The sequence below is a fragment of the Rhizobium lentis genome (assembly GCF_017352135.1).
In the GTDB taxonomy this organism is placed as follows: Bacteria; Pseudomonadota; Alphaproteobacteria; order Rhizobiales; family Rhizobiaceae; genus Rhizobium; species Rhizobium lentis.
In genome coordinates this window covers 133,068-150,942 of sequence record NZ_CP071454.1, presented here as the reverse complement: position 1 = coordinate 150,942, position 17,875 = coordinate 133,068, and the positions used below count along the sequence as shown (strand labels likewise).

Annotated in this window: 18 protein-coding genes and 4 pseudogenes; 6 read left to right on the top strand and 16 right to left on the bottom strand. The window is 59.7% G+C overall.

The genetic code is table 11. The features are described 5' to 3' along the window. Positions 1 to 100: 100 nt before the first annotated feature. A complete protein-coding gene (locus J0663_RS00815) occupies positions 101 to 547 on the top strand; it encodes a DUF4168 domain-containing protein (protein WP_207244394.1) in 447 nt (148 codons plus the stop codon). Between the two features lie 175 nt (positions 548 to 722). Here the strand turns inward: J0663_RS00815 and J0663_RS00810 are convergent, their stop codons facing one another. Both J0663_RS00810 and J0663_RS00805 read right to left on the bottom strand, forming a co-directional pair. Further along, positions 723 to 1,109 (bottom strand): cupin domain-containing protein, encoded by a 387-nt coding sequence (locus tag J0663_RS00810; RefSeq protein WP_207242603.1) that lies wholly within the window; start codon positions 1,107 to 1,109, stop codon positions 723 to 725. Between the two features lie 153 nt (positions 1,110 to 1,262). Beyond that, positions 1,263 to 1,529: a DUF2277 domain-containing protein gene (locus tag J0663_RS00805; RefSeq protein ID WP_207244393.1), complete on the bottom strand. Its 267-nt coding sequence runs from the start codon at positions 1,527 to 1,529 to the stop codon at positions 1,263 to 1,265. Positions 1,530 to 1,758: 229 nt separating this feature from the next. On the opposite strand from J0663_RS00805, the pseudogene J0663_RS00800 reads away from it, so the two are divergent. After that, a pseudogene (locus J0663_RS00800) lies at positions 1,759 to 2,512 on the top strand (beta-galactosidase trimerization domain-containing protein); the annotation flags it as partial. An 81-nt stretch (positions 2,513 to 2,593) separates the two neighbouring features. Here J0663_RS00800 and J0663_RS00795 read toward each other — a convergent pair. Together J0663_RS00795 and J0663_RS00790 are read right to left on the bottom strand one after the other, a co-directional pair. Next, positions 2,594 to 2,878 (bottom strand): hypothetical protein, encoded by a 285-nt coding sequence (locus J0663_RS00795; protein ID WP_207242602.1) that lies wholly within the window; start codon positions 2,876 to 2,878, stop codon positions 2,594 to 2,596. A gap of 304 nt (positions 2,879 to 3,182) precedes the next feature. Beyond that, entirely contained in the window at positions 3,183 to 3,776 is a 594-nt protein-coding gene (locus tag J0663_RS00790) for a hypothetical protein (protein ID WP_207242601.1), read from the bottom strand. 61 nt (positions 3,777 to 3,837) lie between these two features. Between J0663_RS00790 and J0663_RS31130 the strand changes: the two are divergent. Continuing rightward, a pseudogene (locus J0663_RS31130) lies at positions 3,838 to 3,945 on the top strand (dihydrofolate reductase family protein); the annotation flags it as partial. Here J0663_RS31130 and J0663_RS00785 read toward each other — a convergent pair. Both J0663_RS00785 and J0663_RS00780 read right to left on the bottom strand, forming a co-directional pair. Continuing rightward, a complete protein-coding gene (locus J0663_RS00785) occupies positions 3,945 to 4,394 on the bottom strand; it encodes a DUF6130 family protein (protein WP_207242600.1) in 450 nt (149 codons plus the stop codon). The pseudogene J0663_RS31130 and the gene J0663_RS00785 overlap by 1 nt on opposite strands. A gap of 73 nt (positions 4,395 to 4,467) precedes the next feature. After that, the gene (locus J0663_RS00780; RefSeq protein WP_207242599.1) at positions 4,468 to 4,878 is read right to left on the bottom strand and encodes an organic hydroperoxide resistance protein; all 411 of its coding nucleotides are present in this window, start codon (positions 4,876 to 4,878) and stop codon (positions 4,468 to 4,470) included. 406 nt (positions 4,879 to 5,284) lie between these two features. On the opposite strand from J0663_RS00780, the pseudogene J0663_RS31685 reads away from it, so the two are divergent. Then, positions 5,285 to 5,506, top strand: a pseudogene (locus J0663_RS31685) (DUF2798 domain-containing protein). A 94-nt stretch (positions 5,507 to 5,600) separates the two neighbouring features. Here J0663_RS31685 and J0663_RS00770 read toward each other — a convergent pair. Continuing rightward, on the bottom strand, positions 5,601 to 6,515 hold the full coding sequence (locus J0663_RS00770) for a LysR family transcriptional regulator (protein ID WP_207242598.1): 915 nt from the start codon (positions 6,513 to 6,515) through the stop codon (positions 5,601 to 5,603). Between the two features lie 245 nt (positions 6,516 to 6,760). Here J0663_RS00770 and J0663_RS00765 point away from each other — a divergent pair, with 245 nt between their 5' ends. After that, complete coding sequence (locus J0663_RS00765; RefSeq protein WP_246590345.1) at positions 6,761 to 7,861, top strand: EamA/RhaT family transporter; 1,101 nt, start codon at positions 6,761 to 6,763, stop codon at positions 7,859 to 7,861. A 54-nt stretch (positions 7,862 to 7,915) separates the two neighbouring features. Here the strand turns inward: J0663_RS00765 and J0663_RS00760 are convergent, their stop codons facing one another. Further along, the gene (locus tag J0663_RS00760; protein WP_207242597.1) at positions 7,916 to 8,677 is read right to left on the bottom strand and encodes an SDR family NAD(P)-dependent oxidoreductase; all 762 of its coding nucleotides are present in this window, start codon (positions 8,675 to 8,677) and stop codon (positions 7,916 to 7,918) included. Between the two features lie 151 nt (positions 8,678 to 8,828). Here J0663_RS00760 and J0663_RS00755 point away from each other — a divergent pair, with 151 nt between their 5' ends. Further along, positions 8,829 to 9,416 (top strand): TetR/AcrR family transcriptional regulator, encoded by a 588-nt coding sequence (locus J0663_RS00755; RefSeq protein WP_207242596.1) that lies wholly within the window; start codon positions 8,829 to 8,831, stop codon positions 9,414 to 9,416. A gap of 266 nt (positions 9,417 to 9,682) precedes the next feature. Here the strand turns inward: J0663_RS00755 and J0663_RS00750 are convergent, their stop codons facing one another. The 8 genes and pseudogenes from J0663_RS00750 to J0663_RS31120 form a co-directional block, all read right to left on the bottom strand. Then, positions 9,683 to 10,324 carry a hypothetical protein gene (locus tag J0663_RS00750; protein WP_207244392.1) on the bottom strand — a complete coding sequence of 214 codons (642 nt, stop codon included), beginning with the start codon at positions 10,322 to 10,324 and terminating at the stop codon, positions 9,683 to 9,685. A 188-nt stretch (positions 10,325 to 10,512) separates the two neighbouring features. Next, positions 10,513 to 10,851 carry a slr1659 superfamily regulator gene (locus tag J0663_RS00745; protein ID WP_207242595.1) on the bottom strand — a complete coding sequence of 113 codons (339 nt, stop codon included), beginning with the start codon at positions 10,849 to 10,851 and terminating at the stop codon, positions 10,513 to 10,515. Between the two features lie 7 nt (positions 10,852 to 10,858). Continuing rightward, positions 10,859 to 11,419, bottom strand: a complete 561-nt coding sequence (locus tag J0663_RS00740) for a slr1658 superfamily regulator (protein ID WP_207242594.1) — start codon at positions 11,417 to 11,419, stop codon at positions 10,859 to 10,861. A gap of 3 nt (positions 11,420 to 11,422) precedes the next feature. Then, positions 11,423 to 13,780 (bottom strand): SpoIIE family protein phosphatase, encoded by a 2,358-nt coding sequence (locus J0663_RS00735; RefSeq protein WP_207242593.1) that lies wholly within the window; start codon positions 13,778 to 13,780, stop codon positions 11,423 to 11,425. Continuing rightward, entirely contained in the window at positions 13,780 to 14,952 is a 1,173-nt protein-coding gene (locus tag J0663_RS00730) for a class I SAM-dependent methyltransferase (protein WP_207242592.1), read from the bottom strand. Before J0663_RS00730 ends, J0663_RS00735 begins: the two co-directional genes overlap by 1 nt. Beyond that, positions 14,949 to 15,458 (bottom strand): hypothetical protein, encoded by a 510-nt coding sequence (locus tag J0663_RS00725; RefSeq protein ID WP_207242591.1) that lies wholly within the window; start codon positions 15,456 to 15,458, stop codon positions 14,949 to 14,951. Before J0663_RS00725 ends, J0663_RS00730 begins: the two co-directional genes overlap by 4 nt. A gap of 80 nt (positions 15,459 to 15,538) precedes the next feature. Next, complete coding sequence (locus tag J0663_RS00720; RefSeq protein ID WP_207242590.1) at positions 15,539 to 17,185, bottom strand: putative bifunctional diguanylate cyclase/phosphodiesterase; 1,647 nt, start codon at positions 17,183 to 17,185, stop codon at positions 15,539 to 15,541. 244 nt (positions 17,186 to 17,429) lie between these two features. Continuing rightward, positions 17,430 to 17,856, bottom strand: a pseudogene (locus J0663_RS31120) (sugar phosphate isomerase/epimerase); the annotation flags it as partial. Positions 17,857 to 17,875 lie beyond the last annotated feature (19 nt).

Here is a 17,875-nt window from a genome sequence, read left to right as displayed (position 1 = left end):
TTGAAGCCTTATCGTCGCGGGCTCGCCAGCCTTTTTGAGCGGCTGAGCGATCGACCGAGGCGGTCTTGCTGCCGTCCAAATCACCGGAAAAGGAATGAAAATGATCACTCGTTACACATCCCTCGCAACGATGACCGCCGCGGTGTTCAGCCTGCTTGCCTTCAGCCTGGCATCGGCTCAGCAGCAGCCGGCACAGGCGCAGCCGCCGGCACAGGGCGAGGCGCCGATGCAGGGACAGGGCGGCGGTGCGGCCGCGCCCGTCAGCGACCAGAAGCTCGAAGCCTTTGCCGTCGCCTATGTGCAGGTCGACAAGGTCCGGCAGGAATATTCGGCCAAGATCGATGCGACGAAGGACCAGGCCGCGAAGCAGAAGCTGCAGGAGGAAGCCAAGCAGCAGATGGTCAGCACCGTCCAAGCCTCGAACGACATCTCCGTCGAGGAATATTCATCGATCCTGACGGCCGCGCAGAGCGACCCGGCGCTCGCCAAGAAGGTTCTGGAAAAGATCGGCACCCCGCCGCCGGCGCAGCCGCGGCAGCAGCAATAGGCGGCCGCCTAAGGTGCAGTGCCCCGCCGTTTGGCCGGGCGCTGCTTCGGCCCGGTCTTTGTCCGCAGCGCCGGTCGAAACCCCCCGGGATGCAGTTTTCGAATCCTCAGGCGCGAAATGACCGAAATCGAAGGGGCGGACTGAGTTCCAAGCGCCCGCCCAATCTTACGTGATCTCACTTGGCCGGCATGACGAGCGCCTCGCCCTTGCGCACGATATAGGTCGCCAATTCCGAAGCCTTGCCGCTGCCGACGTTCTTCGCCGAGTGTACCACGCCCGAGGGAATGAACAGCGACTGGCCGGCCTTCAGCGTCACCGGCTCCCTGCCTTCGAGCTTATATTCCAGGGTGCCCTCGAGAACGAAGGCGACCTCCTCGCCGGGGTGCGAGTGGTTCGGCGCAAGAACACCCGGGGCGATATCAACGCGCACCTGGACGACCTCGTGGCGGGGTATGTCGATATCGTTCTCGATGAGGTCGGTGCGCTGTATCGGCTGGTCCGCATGTGCCGCTGCCGCGCCGCCGACGGCAAGGGCGAGCGCTATGGCCTGGATCATTTTCATCGTGTCATCCTTCCTGAAGTGATCGTTTCGGCTCGTTGGCCGCGTCGCCATTTCAGTCGATGAATGAACCAGGCATGTGTCTGGAAACCCGCATTTTTGTAAGCGAGTGTATCGAGGGACCTGACTGGGATCCCTCATGAGCGGGGACTTTGCTTATGCGAACCGGACAGCGTTTCTCGCGCGCGCCTTCGCCGCTTCTTCCTCGCGGTCGCGAGGCGGCTGAGAGGTCTCCAGTGAATCGAGCAGTTCGCGGGCGCAAGCCGCGATCGAACTCACAGCGCGCTCGAACGCGGCCTCATTGCGCTTCGACGGCTTGGTCGTTCCGCTGAGCTTGCGCACGAATTGCAGCGCGGCATCGTGTATCTCTTCGTCCGTCGCCGGCGGATCAAAATTGAACAGAGGTTTTATGTTTCGGCACATGGTTTGCTCACGGTCGTTGCTGTTTGCCACTTGGGGTAGGGTGGCCTCGGATAAAAGGTAGTCGCGTGGGCGTGAAATGCAACGGACCACAGGGGACCGGCGCGCCAGCGTGTTTGGACTCTGTCGTGCCGTGTGGTACCCCCTCTGCCCTGCCGGGCATCTCCCCCACAAGGGTGGAGATCGACCGGGCGAGATGGCTTCCCCAAACAACTGCGGCATAGCTGATGCTCTTCTATGTCCCCATTGGGTGATGTGGAAGGACGGGTGGACGGCCGGGCTTGAAGCCTTTGCTGCATCCGGCGGCACCGTCGTCATCGGCGTGCGCACCGGCACCCGCACTGGGGATAACCACGTCATCCGCGAGACCGCGCCGGGTACTGCGCTTTCCAAGCTGACGGGCGTGCGCGTCGAAGATTTCGGCCGTCTCGCCGCCCCCCCGGCGCCAACGGCCTGTGATGGAGCGTTCCGGCGGCCTGGTCATCCCGCCGAACAAACCGGCCGAAAGCAACCGCCGCCAGCGCCGCTTCAAGATCGGCAACCGCGAAATGACCGCCGGCCATTTCTACGAAAACCTCGTGATCGACCCCGACGTCGAGGTGATCGCCGCCTGGTCCAACCGCTACGCCGAAGGCTAGCCGATGGCGACCTCCCGCAAGGTGGGCCAAGGCCAGGTGGTCTATCTCGGGTCGTATCTGACGCCCGAGCTGACGGAAGCGCTGAGGGAGCGGCTGTTTGCGCCCGCGGGCGTGGAGCCGTTGGTGGGCGGGCTACCCGAGGGGGTGGAGGTGACGATGCGGATTAATGACGACCGGCGGCTGCTGTTTGTGCAGAACTATATGGATCAGGCGGTGACGGTGGGTGGGGTGCCGGCCGGGCGGGATCTGCTGGATGGGGAGAAGATGGTGGCCGGGAGGCTGGAGCTTGAGGGGTATGGGTGTGCGATTGTGGAGTTGGAGGGGTGGCGCGCCGAGAAAGGCAATTAGGAAAAATGGACAGCGTCAGTTCGAAAGCCGTTGCCTTGAAAGCCAAGGCAACTGTGCATCGATCGCCATCAATCCGCGAATTCACAGGCCGATGATAAAGGCACGTTGGATTGCGACCCATTCGTCAGGATATGGCTCGTGATCTTGCGGATGCTCCGTCTGATATTCACCCCAGCCCTGAAGCTTCCAATATTTCGTCATCACATCGGAGTGGCTATGCCCAGTTATCTCGCCGGCTTTCACTGCTCCCTCGTTAAGGAGGGACCTGAAGCTGTTCCCCATGGGGCCGGCAAGACAAAGGCCGGGCAGCATCTGACCATCAGGCCCGGGGTCGAGCCAGATTTCGTGGATCAGTTCGTTTTTCATTGGGATGTCTTAGTTCAAGAGTCGCCTTGCCGGAAGAGGCGCAAAGGGCCGGTTACTGTGTCGCGAGGGTACGCGGCTTCAGCGTCCCAAATAGATGGCCTCGATCGTCATCTGGGAATGATCTCCATTCACCTTAACCGTCGGCCACAGATGCCTTCGTCCAGCTGCCCGCCTCGCCATCGTGCGGTTTCGAGCGCCCGAACTAGCAAAACCCAGAGTGGCAGGCCGGCAGGGAGCGCCCACCATCACTTAGAAGCCTTAGAGAGCGGGCTTTTTGGGATGATAGAGGAGACACAATATCCCCCTAGTTGCCCCAGCCAACTTCGAACCGATCAAATCGAACCTCGCTCAACGGCTGGTCGTAGGCGTTTAGCCTTACCGAACGAAGAACGAGATGAAGCTCGGGGGAATAGTATTGTTCGAAAATAATCGGAGGCAATCCCGTCAGTTCCAGCCGGCTGTTGATGGCCCAAACTTTGTAGGAACAGGATGCAATGGTTTCATCTCCCCAGCCGTCGAACGTGAGGGACGTCGTGCCGGAAACGGATTTCCTGCCGTTGATGAAAAGCGTCGTGCCGGATTGCCAGTTCTTCCTCTGTGGCAGATCGTCCAACGCAATCGCATTCGCGTATTTCAGCTCATGCGTCCCGTTGGCAGTCACTCTCTTTTCGACGAGCAAGGGGTGCAGATAGACAACCGATGCCGGCTGCAGCGAACGGTCACGCTCCATCAGCCGTTGTTCGGTGAGGACCGGGCCGTCCGGCTTGTAGAAGACGGAATAGAAGGGCGCTTCTCTGGTCAGCAGCACGCCCTGTTTGGTCTCATTGGCGGTTAGGCAATTGCCAAAGGCCGGCACCGCCAAACTTATTCCGACCAGTAGCGACAAACTTCTTAGCAAGATCGACTTCCCAGATCCCTCTCATCCAAATTCGCTACAACAGTGCTTGGGTGAAATTAGGGAGATCGGAGTCAAAGGCCTGGTGCTCGCCCACAGCTTGACCGAACTTGGTCTGGTCGACGAGTATCGCATCTACCTGCATCCGGACGTGGTGGGGCAGGGCGAGCCCTAATGTTGCGCACCGCCGACCGGCGGTACGGTGAATTTCACAAGCTTTCCGCCCAGCACTTCGTGCACGGGTGTGGCGAGTTCGATAAGTACCTTGTGTTCGCCTGGCGGCAAGCCGGTCAGGACGATGGCGCCGGTGCCGCCCGCATCCGCCCACCGCCATGGCAGGTCATCGATGCTGACATGAAGGTGCCCGGCGCGAGGCGAGACATCGGTTGCGCTGGCGCCGAAAATGGGCAGGATGCGGAAGTTCTCGGTTCGATAGGCAATGATGGCCACGCCTCTGTTGGCCAGCGGTTCTGCAAGGGGCTGATCCACGAAGAGCGCGGGCGCGGGTTCGTTCTTGATCGGAAGAAACTGCGTGGCCACCTCATGCGGCGTCTGCGCGTGGAGGGATGTGCCGGCGAACAGGAGAGCTGCCGTTGCGAGGGCTCTTGCGACCATGGTCATGACATAATCCTTTGTAGTCGCGCCTGTCGTGCCGGCATTGCCGGGACACCGGCGCGACGTTGAGTTGAGCCGATCAGGCGGCGTTTAGTTCGACGGCGATGTTGCCGCGCGTGGCTTTGGAGTAGGGGCAGAGCTGGTGAGCGCGCTCGACCAGGGACTTGGCGAGATCAGGCTCGATGCCCGGCAGCTTCGCGTTCAGCCGCGCCTGCAGGACATAGCCACCGTCATCGTTCGAGACGAGGTCGATCTCGGCGTTGACGGCTGCATCGGCGGGCACGCGAAGCTGGCGTTCGGCAGCGGCTCGTCCGATTGCACCGAGGAAACAGGCGGACCAGGCGGCGGCGAAGAGCTGTTCGGGATTGGTGCCCGGAGCCGAAGAGCCGGGCGGGGAGAGTTTCACATCGAGGCGACCGTCGGACGTGCGGGACGCGCCGTCGCGTCCGCCGGTGGTGTTGGTGGTGCCAGTATAGATGACTTTCGACATTGGATGCTCCTTGTTCAATTTCAGCTGGTGAGACAGCACACTGCTGGTTTGTTGGGCGCCGCCACGGCCCAGCAGGGTTCCGGGCGGCAATGACGGGAATATGAGATCGGGGAAATCCGTCCGGTAGCGAGCAGGAGTGAGAGCAAGCCTCTCGTTTTCGCTCAGTCTTCCATCAGGTTGCGAGAAGCCGGATCGCTGTGGAGGGTGTCGAAAAGCAGCGCGTTGCGGGGCATATCGCTCCGAACTGCCGAGGTTTCCACGCCGTTCGAAACTTGCCGAACTCAAGAGGCTGCCTCTCAAGTTTCGCCGCTACCGCCGGTGCCGGCGTTGCGCGATTTTCGAAGCGCTAACCGGGATTGAGACCTGCCGAGGCGGTCTTGATCTCTCATCCAGTCGGGAGACGGACATGAACACGCATTTCAAGCGCAAGATCGCCTTTGCCCTGTCGATGGGCATCGTAACCACAGGGCTCATCTCTTTCGCGCTGCTTGCGCTCAATCTGGGTTTTTCCGAGGGATTCATGCTGACGTGGCTGCGCTCTTGAGGCATCGCCTATCTCATCGTCATTCCCGCCATCCTGCTGATTGGCCCAAAGCTTCAGGCGCAGGTCGACCGCATCGTCCGCTGAGGAACCGAATCTCAGCGGCCGACATGCAACGACTACGCTTGGCGATTATCGGCATCTCCAGGATTCGGCGCGGACGGTCGAGGAAGGACGCGTTTCATTCCGGGGATGGCGCATCGCCATAATTGCCGCAGGCCGCGCGAAGCCGCGGCAGAATCCAGTCGATGAAGGCGCGCACCTTGAGGGTAAGCAGGCCTTGACGGGAATAGACGATGTGGATGGGCTTGGGCCCGCCGTTATAGTCCTTCAAGATCTGCACGAGCATGCCCGAAGACAGCTCCTCGGGAACTTGATAGTCGAAGAGGCGGGCGATCCCGGCTCCATTGCACGCGGCGGCGACACAGTTGGCCGCGGTGTTCACTTCGATCCGGCTCCGGGGCATCGCCTCGACCGGTTTGCCGTCGATCTGGAAATTCCAGAAGAAGGACCGGTCGTTGAACATGATGCCGTCGTGATCGGTGAGCTCGGTCGGATGCTGGGGAGTGCCATGCCGCTCCAGATAGGCCGGGCTTGCGCAGGTCAAGAGGCGGAACTCGCCGGCCTTGACTGCGTAGAGCGAGCTGTCGGCCAACTCGCCAAGTCGGATGGCGACGTCGATCTGTTCATTGACCAGATGAACAGAGCGGTCGAGGGACAGGAGGTTCAAGGTCACCTCGGGATGCTTGTTCATGAATTCGAGCGCGATCGGCAGGATATAGCGGTGGCCAAACTCGATCGGCATCGTAATGGTCAGCAGTCCCCGCGGCGTCTGATATTCGCCTGACGCCCTTCGTTCCACCTCCTCGAGATCGGCAATGATCCTGCGCGCCGCTTCGACATAGTCGCGACCGGCATCGGTGAGCTGCAGGTTGCGGCTTGTCCGGATGATGAGGTTTGCGCCGAGATATCGCTCCAGATCGGCAACCTTGCGGCTGACGCTCGGCAGCGGCGCGTTCAGCTTCCGGCTGCCCGCCGACAAGCTGCCGGCGTCAACCACCGCAAGCAGAACCCGCATTGCATCAAGCCGATCCATGACACCCCGACGACTGAAACCCTCGATATTGAGGATATGAGAAATCGGTGCTGATGAACAGCAATGGCCGCGGGCGCCACCTCGCCCCGGGGTAGCCCGAGAGGGTGGTTCTCATTTTCACCGACTGCCGGCCAAGGCTCTCGGCCAGTACTTTTCCGCACAAGGATTTCGTTTCGCTGCCAACGACGCGGTCGGTGTCACTGAGATCAAAGCACGGTGACGCAACTTCAAAAGGGGTAATCGTCATGGACAGACTCTTCTATGTTGGCGTGTCAGCCGCTCTCTTTGCGGCCTTTGCTTTTTCACTCAACTTTATCGTGCCCTTCATCATCGGCGACTATTCCACCTTTGATTTTGCCCTTATTCGTCATGTTGTTTCGGCGCTCGTCGGGTTTTACATCCTGTTTTCCGAGAAGGGCGTCCTGCGCCACTTGACACTTGGCAACTGCCTGAATGCCATCTGGCTCGCTTTCGTCGGATATGTCGGCTACTTCCTGACCGTAACGGGAGCGGCCGTCTTTGCCGGCCCGGTCATCGCTCCCGCCTTCCTCGGCCTGGTGCCGATCGTATTGATGGTCGTTGGTAACAAGCGTCAGGGATCATTGCCATGGCGATCCCTCATGATACCGCTGGCACTGGTGCTGGCCGGCCTCGTTCTCGTCAACGGCACGGCATTCACGGCCGAAAAATTGGATTCTGTGCGCTCGTTGTGGATCGGTGTGCCGCTGGCACTTGCTGCCGTGGGACTTTGGGTCTGGTTCGCGCTTGCCAATCAGGCTGCGCTGGCGGCCCGGCCAGAAATGCCCTCCGGTGTGTGGGCTGCGCTGATACTGGTCGGAGGTGGCGTCCTGATGCTGGCCTTCTACCCCGTCGGTGCCGCGCTGGACCTCTTCCGGCTTCCAACGCTGGGATTCGGCTGGAGTGCCGCCGGCAGCTTGTATGTTTGGGGCGCTTCTTTCGCGCTGCTGGCAACCGTAGGCGGCGTCTGGGCCTGGAACATTGCGTCGCGGAGCCTGCCGGTTGCCTTGGCCGCGCAATTGATCGTCTCGGAAACGGCCTTCGGTGTAATCGGTGGACTTGTGGTGCATGCTCGTTGGCCGACCCCGATCGAGGGTGCCGGGATTGTTGTCCTGATCGCCGGCGTCGTTCTGTCCGTGCGGATTTTCTATGCACTCCGATTTGCGCCGGGAAAGATATTGTTTGCGCAGGAGCGCGCTGCCGAACGCGAGACAGGCTATCGTCATGGCTACGCCTCGCTCTCGGCCGCAGGGGCAGGGCTAACCGCTCTGAAAGCCGCAGGCGACGCGCGACCCTGGTTGAAGAGCGGTTTAGATGGCGAGGCGTAATCCTGAGCTCCTTTGCAGCTCAGGATCACATGCATCTGCCACTGTCTTCGGCGCCTAGATCGCCAAACCGCCGGCAATGTTGATCTGTTCGCCATTGATATATCCCGCATGCGGGCCGGCGAGGAAGCAGATCGTTTGCGAGACTTCTTCCAAAGTTGCGATGCGGCGGATCGGGTGCATGTCGAGGATGGCGTCGCGGTTGGGGAGTTCGCCGGCGACTTCTGCCGCCATATCGGTCGGCATGATGCCGGGTTGGACGACGTTGACGGTGATGTTGCGCGGGCCGAGCTCGCGGGCGATGCCCTTGGCATAACCGACGAGCGCCCACTTGGTGCCGGCATAATCGGCAACGCCGGGGAAGGGCACGTAGGAGCCGAGCAGCGAGCCGACGAAGATGATGCGGCCGCCATCTGTCAGTCTCGGCGCTGCCGCCCGTGTATTGGCGATCGTGCCCAGCACATTGACCTGCCACTGGCGGTTATATTTCTCCCCGTCGAGCGTGGGATCGTCGATATTCTGGCCCTGGATGGCGATGGCGGCATTGTTGACGAGGATATCGAGCTTGCCGAACTCTGCGATGACCCGGTCGATCAGCGGCTTGGCGGAGGCAAGGTCTGCCTGGTCGCTCTTGACCGCGATGGCGCGAACGCCCTTCGCCCTCAGCTTCTCCACCACCGTTGCAGCCTTGTCGGCCGAGGCGGCGTAGCTGATGGCGACATCAGCGCCCTGATCGGCGAAGGCCTCCGCGGTTGCGGCGCCGAGGCCACGCGATCCGCCGGTCACCAGCACGACCTTGCCCTTGAGTATATCAGACATGAGAATCCGTCCTTCATAGTGGCGGCGCCCGAACTCGTCAGGTCGCTGCTTGATTTCATAACGTATGTTACGATAACGATCGGTATGAAATTTGACATCTGGCGTCAAGCGATTTAATAACGGCCATTATGGAATTATCCGAGCCGAGCTGATGGGGCGCCATCGCGAATTTGACGTGGGAAAAGCGCTCGATGCCGTCCTCTGCGTTTTCTGGCGCAAGGGTTACGAAGGCGCGTCCTATGCCGACCTTACCGAGGCGGCGGGAGTCGAGAGACCGGCGCTCTATTCCGCCTTCGGCAACAAGGAAGCGATGTTCCGCCAGGCGCTGGCGCGCTATTACGAGCGCCATCTGGATTATGTCCCGGCGGCGCTGGAGCTACCGACAGCGCGGGAGGTCGCCGCCCATATCCTCCGCAGCGCCGTCGATCTCAATACGCGTTTTGCTGACCACCGGGGCTGTCTCGTCATCAATGGCGTGCTGGCCGGATCGGATGAGGCCGAACCCATACGGCAGGCACTGATCGAAGCGCGCGCTGCGAGCGAGGCGCAGCTTCGCGAGCGCTTCGAACGGGCGAAAGCCGAGGGCGACCTGCCGGAGACGGCCAAGCCCGACGTGCTTGCGGCCTACCTGATGGCCGTGCTGCACGGCATGGCGGTGCAGGCCAAAGCCGGCTTTAGCCGCGACAGGCTTGAGGCCGTCGCCGAGCTGGCGCTGTCGACGTGGCCGGCGGGGCGGTGAGCTGAGGTGTGCGCCCGAGAGGGCGGAGCCTCGAAGCACGAGCCGCAACGTTGCTCCCGGGCCTTCTCTCGACAGTTGAGCGGAAGGGAAAAGGCGCACCAATCTGAAAGGCTGAGGCGGCCAAAGGCCGATAGAAGGCCCGGACTGCCGGAGAATGGGCAAAAAAATAGAGCATTTCCGGTACTCAAACAGAACGGAAATGCTCTCCTAGTTTGGTGCGCTGTAATACCAGTGTCGGCTTCGCACCTCACGCACTTCGCTGGTGGCTATTCGTCTGACGTCGCCGACGCGGCGTTTTCCAGCGAGGTGCGGATCTGATCAATCTTTCCGTCGGCATCGCCGACCCCGAGAATGGACTTGGCTTCATCCAGGACCGCCGGGCTGACCTGACCGGATTTCGTTGCCGAAGCCAGGGCGTCTTCCAGCGCCTGATCGCCCAGCAGCGGATCATCGGCCGCAGGCTCGATACCGTTGTCGATCTCATACTGGGCATAGGCCACGGCGTAGGCCGAGATGGCGGCCATGCGCGGGTCCGATGTGTTCATCAGTGCCCTGTAATTCCGCTTCAAGGAGTTCAGGCCCCCAAGCTGCGCCGACAGGTTCTTCTGTTTCGTGCCGGTTGCCGCCGTGTCTGTTTTGGTGGACTTGGACTTGCCTGCTGCCTCGGACGATTTGCCTCTCAGGCCTGACGATTTGGAGCTGCCATGGCTCGAGCCGCTGTTGTGGCCGCCGTTTCCGTTGCCGCCGCCGTTCCCGCCGCCATTACCGCCGCCGTTGCCGCCACCATTGCCGCCGCCGTTTCCGCCGTCCTTCGCAAGTGCGGTCATGTCGAGCCCGGAAATCGTCGCCGGGCTTGCTGCAAGCGCCAGCGAAAGCACGGCCATGGACGCTAAGGTTGCTATCCGCATCGTATTCCTCCGAATCAGACCATCAGTTGCCGTGCAACTGCACGACCTGACCTGACTTGAAAGATAGATTGCCATCGCGCGTTGCACATCGGACTGAGGTCCTGTGCATGGCACCGGCTATGGTCCTACTACAAGGACCCGATCGGGCTATCGTGAGGATGAGGCGGCGCGACCTGCCCCGAATGCGATCACGCCAGGCGCAGATCGAGAAGCGGGTGCAGCTTCTTCAAATTCGGAAGGGACTTCGCCTGCCACGGATGTTGATTGGTGCCTTTGACGACGAGCAGGAGGTCACCCATTTTTCTCGCTTCGATAGTCAGCTTCGCCAGGAGATTGATGCCCGAGGAATTGAGGAATTCGAGGCCCGTCAGGTTGAACGTCACCTGTTTGTGCCCCTCGTGGAGCAGGCCTGATATCAATGAATAAATCGGCGCATAGGCGTCCGGTCCTGCCAGGCGGAATACGCCATCGAAAAACACTTCGTTTTTTTCCGCCCATACGCGGAAGTTTTCGTCGCTGATTTCCATTCTTTACTCACCGATTGGAGGAGGGTGGCATCGCCACAGCTGCAGTCGTCGTCAGTATGATATGCTGGTCTTCGTTCTCTTCGAATGTCCATGCCATTCTTGCATCGTAATCGCTCAGAAGGGTGAGCAAACCCAAGCCGGAACCGCTGGTTGAGGATATGGCATTGGTTTCGATTTGCTCAAGAAGAAGGATCCCGGGTTCGTTCGATTGGAGGCGATGCAGGAGCTGCTGAAGGCGAAAGGATGTCGCGCTGTCGATGGCGTTCTTCACCCGGAGCAAAAAGCTTCCATCGATGATGCCGGCTTCTATCAGGATCTCGCCAGGCTGTCGGAATTTGACGGCATTTTCGATCAGCTCGTTGCTGAGATATCCGATGTCGTGATGCGCCTGCAGGTAATCTTTCCGCGACCGGGAATAGGGCAGCGCCATGATCTCGGCTATGAAGTCCGACGTCATTCCCGAATGCTTCCATCCAAGCTGCAGCGGCCCGTCGCTCAATGTGAGCCGAGCGCCGGAATCCAGGCTGATGTCGGCCAGAGATTCGATACCGAATATTTGGGGCGCCATGTCTCACCTATGCCGCACTGCGAGAAGTGTTATGTCGTCGTAGATTTTCTGCGATCCGATAAAGCGCATCAGCGTCGCGACAATTCCGGAAACGACCTTATCGGCGCTCTGACCCTTCAAGCGCAGCGCCTCGCTGCAGAGACGTTCGATGCCGAACAATTCTCCCGCGTCGTTTTCGGCTTCTGTTACGCCGTCGGTGTGCAGCAGGATGAGGTCGCCTTTCTCGAACGCTATTTCACGTGTTTTGATGAATGCGGAAATGTCGGCTTCCAGACCGATCGGTATGCCGAGATCCATGGTGTCGATGCGTTGGATTTCACCATTTGACCGTATGATCACAACCTCCTCGTGCTGTCCCGACAGGATCAATTCCTTGCCGTCATAGTCGAGAAAGGCCAGGGTCAGATGCTTGTCTATTTTCGTTCTGACTATGTTTTTGAACAGGGCGCTGTTGAGATTGGCCAGGAATTTGACGGCGTCGGTATTTCCGGCCTCCTGGAGGGCACGGGCGACAGACTGGACCATCAACATCAACACGCCGCTTTCCAGCCCGTGGCCGGTGACGTCGCCGATGCCGATCTTCAACCGCCTTCCATTCTTCAACACATCGTAATAATCGCCGCCGACTTCTTCCGCAGGTCTCATATAGGCTGCGATCTCGATGTCCTGAAACTCCTCCAGCTCCTGTTGCAGCGGAAGAACCATGAGCTGGATCCTCTCGGCGACGGCGAGCTCCGTTCCAAGGCGGCGATTTTCTCGTTCGAGCTGCGCGTTCAGCGCTGAAATCTCTTCCTTCTGATCTTCGATCTGGGCCGTTCGTTCTTCGACGAGCTGCTCGAGATTTTCGGTGTGATAGCTGATCTGTTCGGCCATCCGATTGAAGGCTTCACCAGCGGCGCCGACCTCATCCTTGCTTGTTATCGCCACCCTGACGGAATAGTCCTGCGCCTGAATCCGCTTGGCGGCACCCGCAAGTGCGCTGATCCCGCTCGTTATGCGTTTCGAAGCCGCAAACACGGCGATTGCCACGATAAGCAGCGACATCAGGATCGCGATGATCTGGTAGATAACGATCCGGTTGGTGGCTTCGGAAATTTTCGCCTGGGCGGCATAGAGGGAGGCATCGATTTCCCTTTCCGGCACGACCAATCCCAGAAGCATCGCCTCCTGCCGAACCGGGCCGCTGGACCAGAGATTGGTGGCGGGCAGCTTCTTTACCGTGAGGATATAGGGAACCTCGTCGCCGTCGCGCTGCAACAGCAGATGCTGAATGCCCTGTTCCCGGTCGAGCGCCAGCTGCGCTATCGCGGGCTGGGAACTTCCTTTCAGCGAACGCTCCAGCCCGGTCACACCGGTTCCGCTCGCACCGCTGGCGGCACGCAGGCCGAGCGTCTTTTCGCCGGTGCTGTTGATCGCGACCACGTTTCCGTCGGACATTGCCAGAAATCCGAAGCCGGACTGCGCCACTTTCACATTTTCAACCGTCTCGGCGAGCTGGTCGAGGGTGATATCCGCGCCGGCCGTCCCGGCGACATCCTGCCTGTCGGCAGTCCAGAGCGGATGAAAGAAACTGACGATCAGCTTGCCGGTAATGGCATCCGTATAGGGAGCTGTCTGGGTGATATCGTCCGCCACCGGCCGCGTTTTCGCATCCTTTGCCCAGCCCTGCCAGGACTCATACAGGCCGGGAAAAAAGAAGTTCCAGAAATCAGCTTCGTTATGCCCGGGATAAAGGCGGTCGAAGGTCTGAGCCTGATCGGTGTAGGGGGCCGTCCTGAAGATCGGCCGTTCCCTCGGTCCGATGTAATACATCTGCAGTTTTGAAGCGCCGTGCTGCAGCAGGCTCGGTGCAACGAGGTCGAGGACCGCGCTGGTCTGTATGTCGCGCTCAATATCGGGTTTCGGCTGGTGATCCTGCCCGAGCAGGTATCCCCAGACGCTGACGACCGAGGCGGAGCCGGGCGCGTTCTGCGACCATTTTCCCTTCTCGTCGTAAGACAGACTGACGCTGTCCGGCGATGTCCGGGCGATCGCCGCGCCGACGTCGGAATTGCGGACGGGGTTGTCGATCTGCGCCTGCAGCACGCCGGCCAGAGTGTCGACGTCGTTATGAACCTGCTTGAGGAGTAGATTCACCTGGGCCGCGGTCGAATCGGCATAGGTGCGGATATATTCCTGGCTGGCAGCTTCAAGACCCTGGCCGACTTCGAGCGTTGCGTCACGCGACAGCCTCTGAACGTTCCACAGCGCCAGGCCGCCGCTGACCAGCAGGTCGAAGAGGACGGCGCCACCGACGACCAGGATGAACTTTGCCCGAAACGAGGCCAGTCCTATCGGTTTTTTCGGTAATCCTCCATCCATTACAGCGGCTTTCGACCAGAGGCTGCCCAGATCGGCCAGCCAGCATAACCCTTGGGGTGAAGTGCGGCAAAGACGTGATCCTTGAATCCTTGCCGGAATCTGCGGATGAAATCCGGCGAGTCACCGCGGCGCACGGCCATCTCGCCCGCATAGACATTTTCCCAGGCTTCGATGATATCGGCGAAGTCCTGGGGATCGCCATCAAGGTTCGTCACCATGAAGCAGTCGACCTGGATGTTTTCAAACCCGGCATTGAGGAGGAGGTGGCGGCTTTTAGGCCCCATCTCGACATCCATGTCGAAGTGCCTGAACAATTTCGCGACCTCCTCGTAGGTCCATCTTATGGAGTCGGCATGCGGCTCGCCCAGACAATGCGAATTCTTTTCGTTGGTAATGTAAACACGGCCGCCGGGCTTGCAGATGCGGTAAAGCTCGCGCAGCAGCATCTCGGGCCGGTCGAAAATCTGCAGCGAGTGCCGGCAGGTCACAAAGTCGAACTGATTGTCCCGAAGCAGCATCTGTGAAGCATCGCCATAAGTGTATTCGATGCTTTCCAGGCCGAAGTCGGCGGCGACCTTGCGGGCATAATCGAGACTGCGCACCGAATGGTCCAGTGCGACGAGGCGCGTCGGGTTGAATTCCCGTTGCACCAGAGCTGCGAAATCACCGATGCCGCAGCAGATATCGGCCATGACAAGGCCGCTGCGCAGGCCGTGGCGCGGCAGGAGTTCGCGTTCGTGCCTCCATGTCATTTTCGTCTGCGTGCGCAGAATGGGAATGAAAGTCTCATCCTCGACAAAGGTCTGGCCCGGATAAAACGCCGAATCGTAGACTTCGACTGACAGGTTTGGTTGCGCTGCCGCCAACATCTCGAACAGCGAGGCAGACCACGCCATCACGCTCGACGTAATGATCTTGATCGGTCGTTCCGGCCGTGTTCGGCAGCCTGCCGCGATGACTTCGGACAGGGCGGCGAAGGCCGTCATATTGATGTGCGTCAGGCGTTTGACATTGAGGTAGACGACGCCGCTGTATCTTTCCAAACTTTCCCGCACCAGCTCGAGGGCATCGGCGATCTCTGCGGCGCTTTCGGGCCGCATCTTGCCGGACAGCACAAGTTCTTGATTTGTCGAATCAAACCGCACGGTGAAGGGCATGGGAAGAAGGCTCATTGGAAGTCCTCGGCCGAGGGGAAGTCCGCAACGATCTCGATCCCGTCGGCGCCATCCTCCTCGATGCGGATCGCGGCGCCGAATATTGTTGTCAAATTGTCGAGCAAATCGGTTCCATGGGACTTCGTGACCAGCTCACCGGATCCGCCGTCGAGGGCAGGCGGTGTGTCTCCTGATCTCGGTTTCGTGCGTTGGCGGCTAAGTTCTTCCGCGCGCGGAAACGCAATTTTCAGCCGATTGAACGTCGCGTTGCGATGGAGGCTGAAACTTATCTTTCCCCGCCCGTCTGTCGCACGGAAGGCCAGTTCGATGAGTTCGTTGGCCGCGACCGAAAGAAAGTTGGAATACCTGGCGGGATCGCTGTGACCCTGGCCGAGAATGTCTGAGAAATATTCGGTAATCTCGTCGCAAAACTGCCATTGAGATTTGAACATCGCAACATTCATTTCCAGCGATACCATAGGCGAAAATGCGTCGTCGTCGAAGCGGGATGCTTCCTCTTCCAATACACCCTCCATTCGTCTGTCTGGAGCGTCAGATCTGCATGCGGTCTAAAAGTACAACGAAAAGTCTGCCGGCGTCATGGTCAAGCGTGGCTTTCGGATGTTTCCGCTCGGGCAATGAATTCGTCAATTGCCTCGACGGGAAGTGGCCTGCTCACCAGATAGCCCTGAAGCCTGTCACAGCCCACGCTACGCAACCATTCCGCCTGACCCGGCGTCTCAACCCCCTCGGCTGTCACTTGCATGTCGAGGTCATGGGCGAGGTTCACGACACAGCGGACGATTGCTTGGCTTTTCAGATCGGTCTCGAGATCGGTGATAAAGTATTTGTCGATTTTGATCGTATCGAAAGGGAATGTCTTCAGATAGCTCAGGGAAGAATATTCCGTGCCAAAATCGTCAAGCGAAATTCGCAGGCCCAGCACGTTGAGGGTGTTCAGAGTGTCGATGTTGTTGACGGTCCGCTCGAGCAGTACGCTTTCGGTTATTTCGAGCTCCAAACGCTCGGGCGGAAGTCCGACAAGGTCCAGCGTCTGGGAAATCCGATCGGTGAGGCCGCTTGTCAGGAATTCAGCCACCGACAAATTGACGGCGACTATGTAGTTTTCAGGCCACTTCATCGCCTCACGGCATGCCTGCTCCAAAACCCAGGCGCCTATCTCCGGCATCATTCCATCCGCCTCGGCCATCGGAATGAATGCCGCCGGTGGTATTTTTCCAAGCAGAGGGTGGCGCCATCTCAGCAATGCTTCGAAGCCGACAATGCAGCCGCGCTCGGAAATCGGCTGGTATTCGACATAGAATTGCTGTTGGTCGAGCGCCATGCGCAAGCTGCGGCGCAGCAGCTCCCGTTGCTCCAGCATTTCCAGCATTGTCGGCTCAAAGGCCCTTGCCCGACCGCGACCGTCTTTCTTGGCGGTGTAGAGTGCAAGGTCTGAAGCCTTCATAAGCTGCTCCGGACTTGTCCCGTCCGATGGGGCGGTGGATATGCCGATGCTGGTGCCGACGAAGACGGCGATCCCATCGATCGTGAAGGGTTTTTTGAACGCGGCAACCAGATCTTCCGCCAAGCTGTGCGCTTTCGCCGGATGTCCCCCGCCTACGGAAATCACCGTGAATTCATCACCGGCCAATCGGTAGGCCCTGTCTTCCTGGGAAAGGCAGGCTTGAATTCGTCTTGCCGCCAATTGAAGAAGCTTGTCGCCAGCCGCATGCCCGAGCGTGTCGTTGACCGGCTTGAAGTCGTCGAGGTCGAGCTGCATCAACGAAAGCGTCTCGCTCCCGCCTAAGGTCTCCTGCAAAAGCGCGCTCAGATCCTCGCTGAACTGGCGCCGGTTCGGCAATCCAGTCAGCGGATCATGGGTAGCGAGATGCCAAAGGGTTGCGCGCTCCTCGTCAACATATTCCTCGGACCGGACCACGGCAAACAGGTCGCCGATCCGATAGATCGTCAGTCCTTGTGATCCAGCGCTCCCGAAATCACCCGAGATCCGCAAAGGCTGGGCGTTGTCTTCCAGCGAACGGAAAGCGAGCTTGATTGCCGCTTTATCCAACTCCGGAAAATGCTCCCAAAAGGAAGCAGCTGGTCTGACCGAATCGGGCAGCGCATTGCCAAGCAAATTTTCAATGGGATTTAAATCGCGGTCAAAGAACAAAAGCCGGTCGATCAAGCTCGAAGCTGTTGCCTCCGTTTTTCCGAGGGCCAAGCGGGCAGCAGGAATTTTCCGCATGTCGAAGGCTCCCCCTAATTGAATGTCCTACCAGATATTATAGCAACTTAGCTCCCGCACAACTTGTGCACGTCAAGAAATACATTAGGCATTTCTGATTAACAATCCCCAACTTCTGCGCAATGCGCTCGCGCCTGTGGATGCCCCGACCGATCTGATGATGCTGATTGCTGCCGTCGAAAAGCGGCTGCGCGGGCTGACGAGAGAACGGATTGCCGCGCGATTGTTCGTGCGCCGCCCCGGCTCAGGCAATGGCGGCCCACATCTCGTGCACCATCTGGCGGAGCACCAGAGCTTCGGTCCATCTGTCCATCGAGTCGTTGCCGTCTCTGCCGGTGATCGCATAGGGTTTGGGGCCCAATTCGCAGGGACCAGCTCGGCGTCATCGCCGCCGTGATCGCCAATGGCGAAAGCCGTAGTCCCACCACTGCAGGAAAAGATCGACCCAGGGCCGGTGGTGCGGAAAGGAGATTTCGACCTGCACCTGTTCGCGGGAAGCGACGCGGCCGTGAAATGCATGGGCATTCTGCCGGATGCGGTGGCTGAGCGCGTGGTTTTCCTCATCGACCGGAAAGGCGAATTCGCGCCCGACCAGAAAAATGCGACAGATCGGCCAACAGCGGCAAATCGGGACGCCGATCGAGCAGATCCAACAGGTCGGTGGTCATCCTGTGGACGGCCGCCATACAG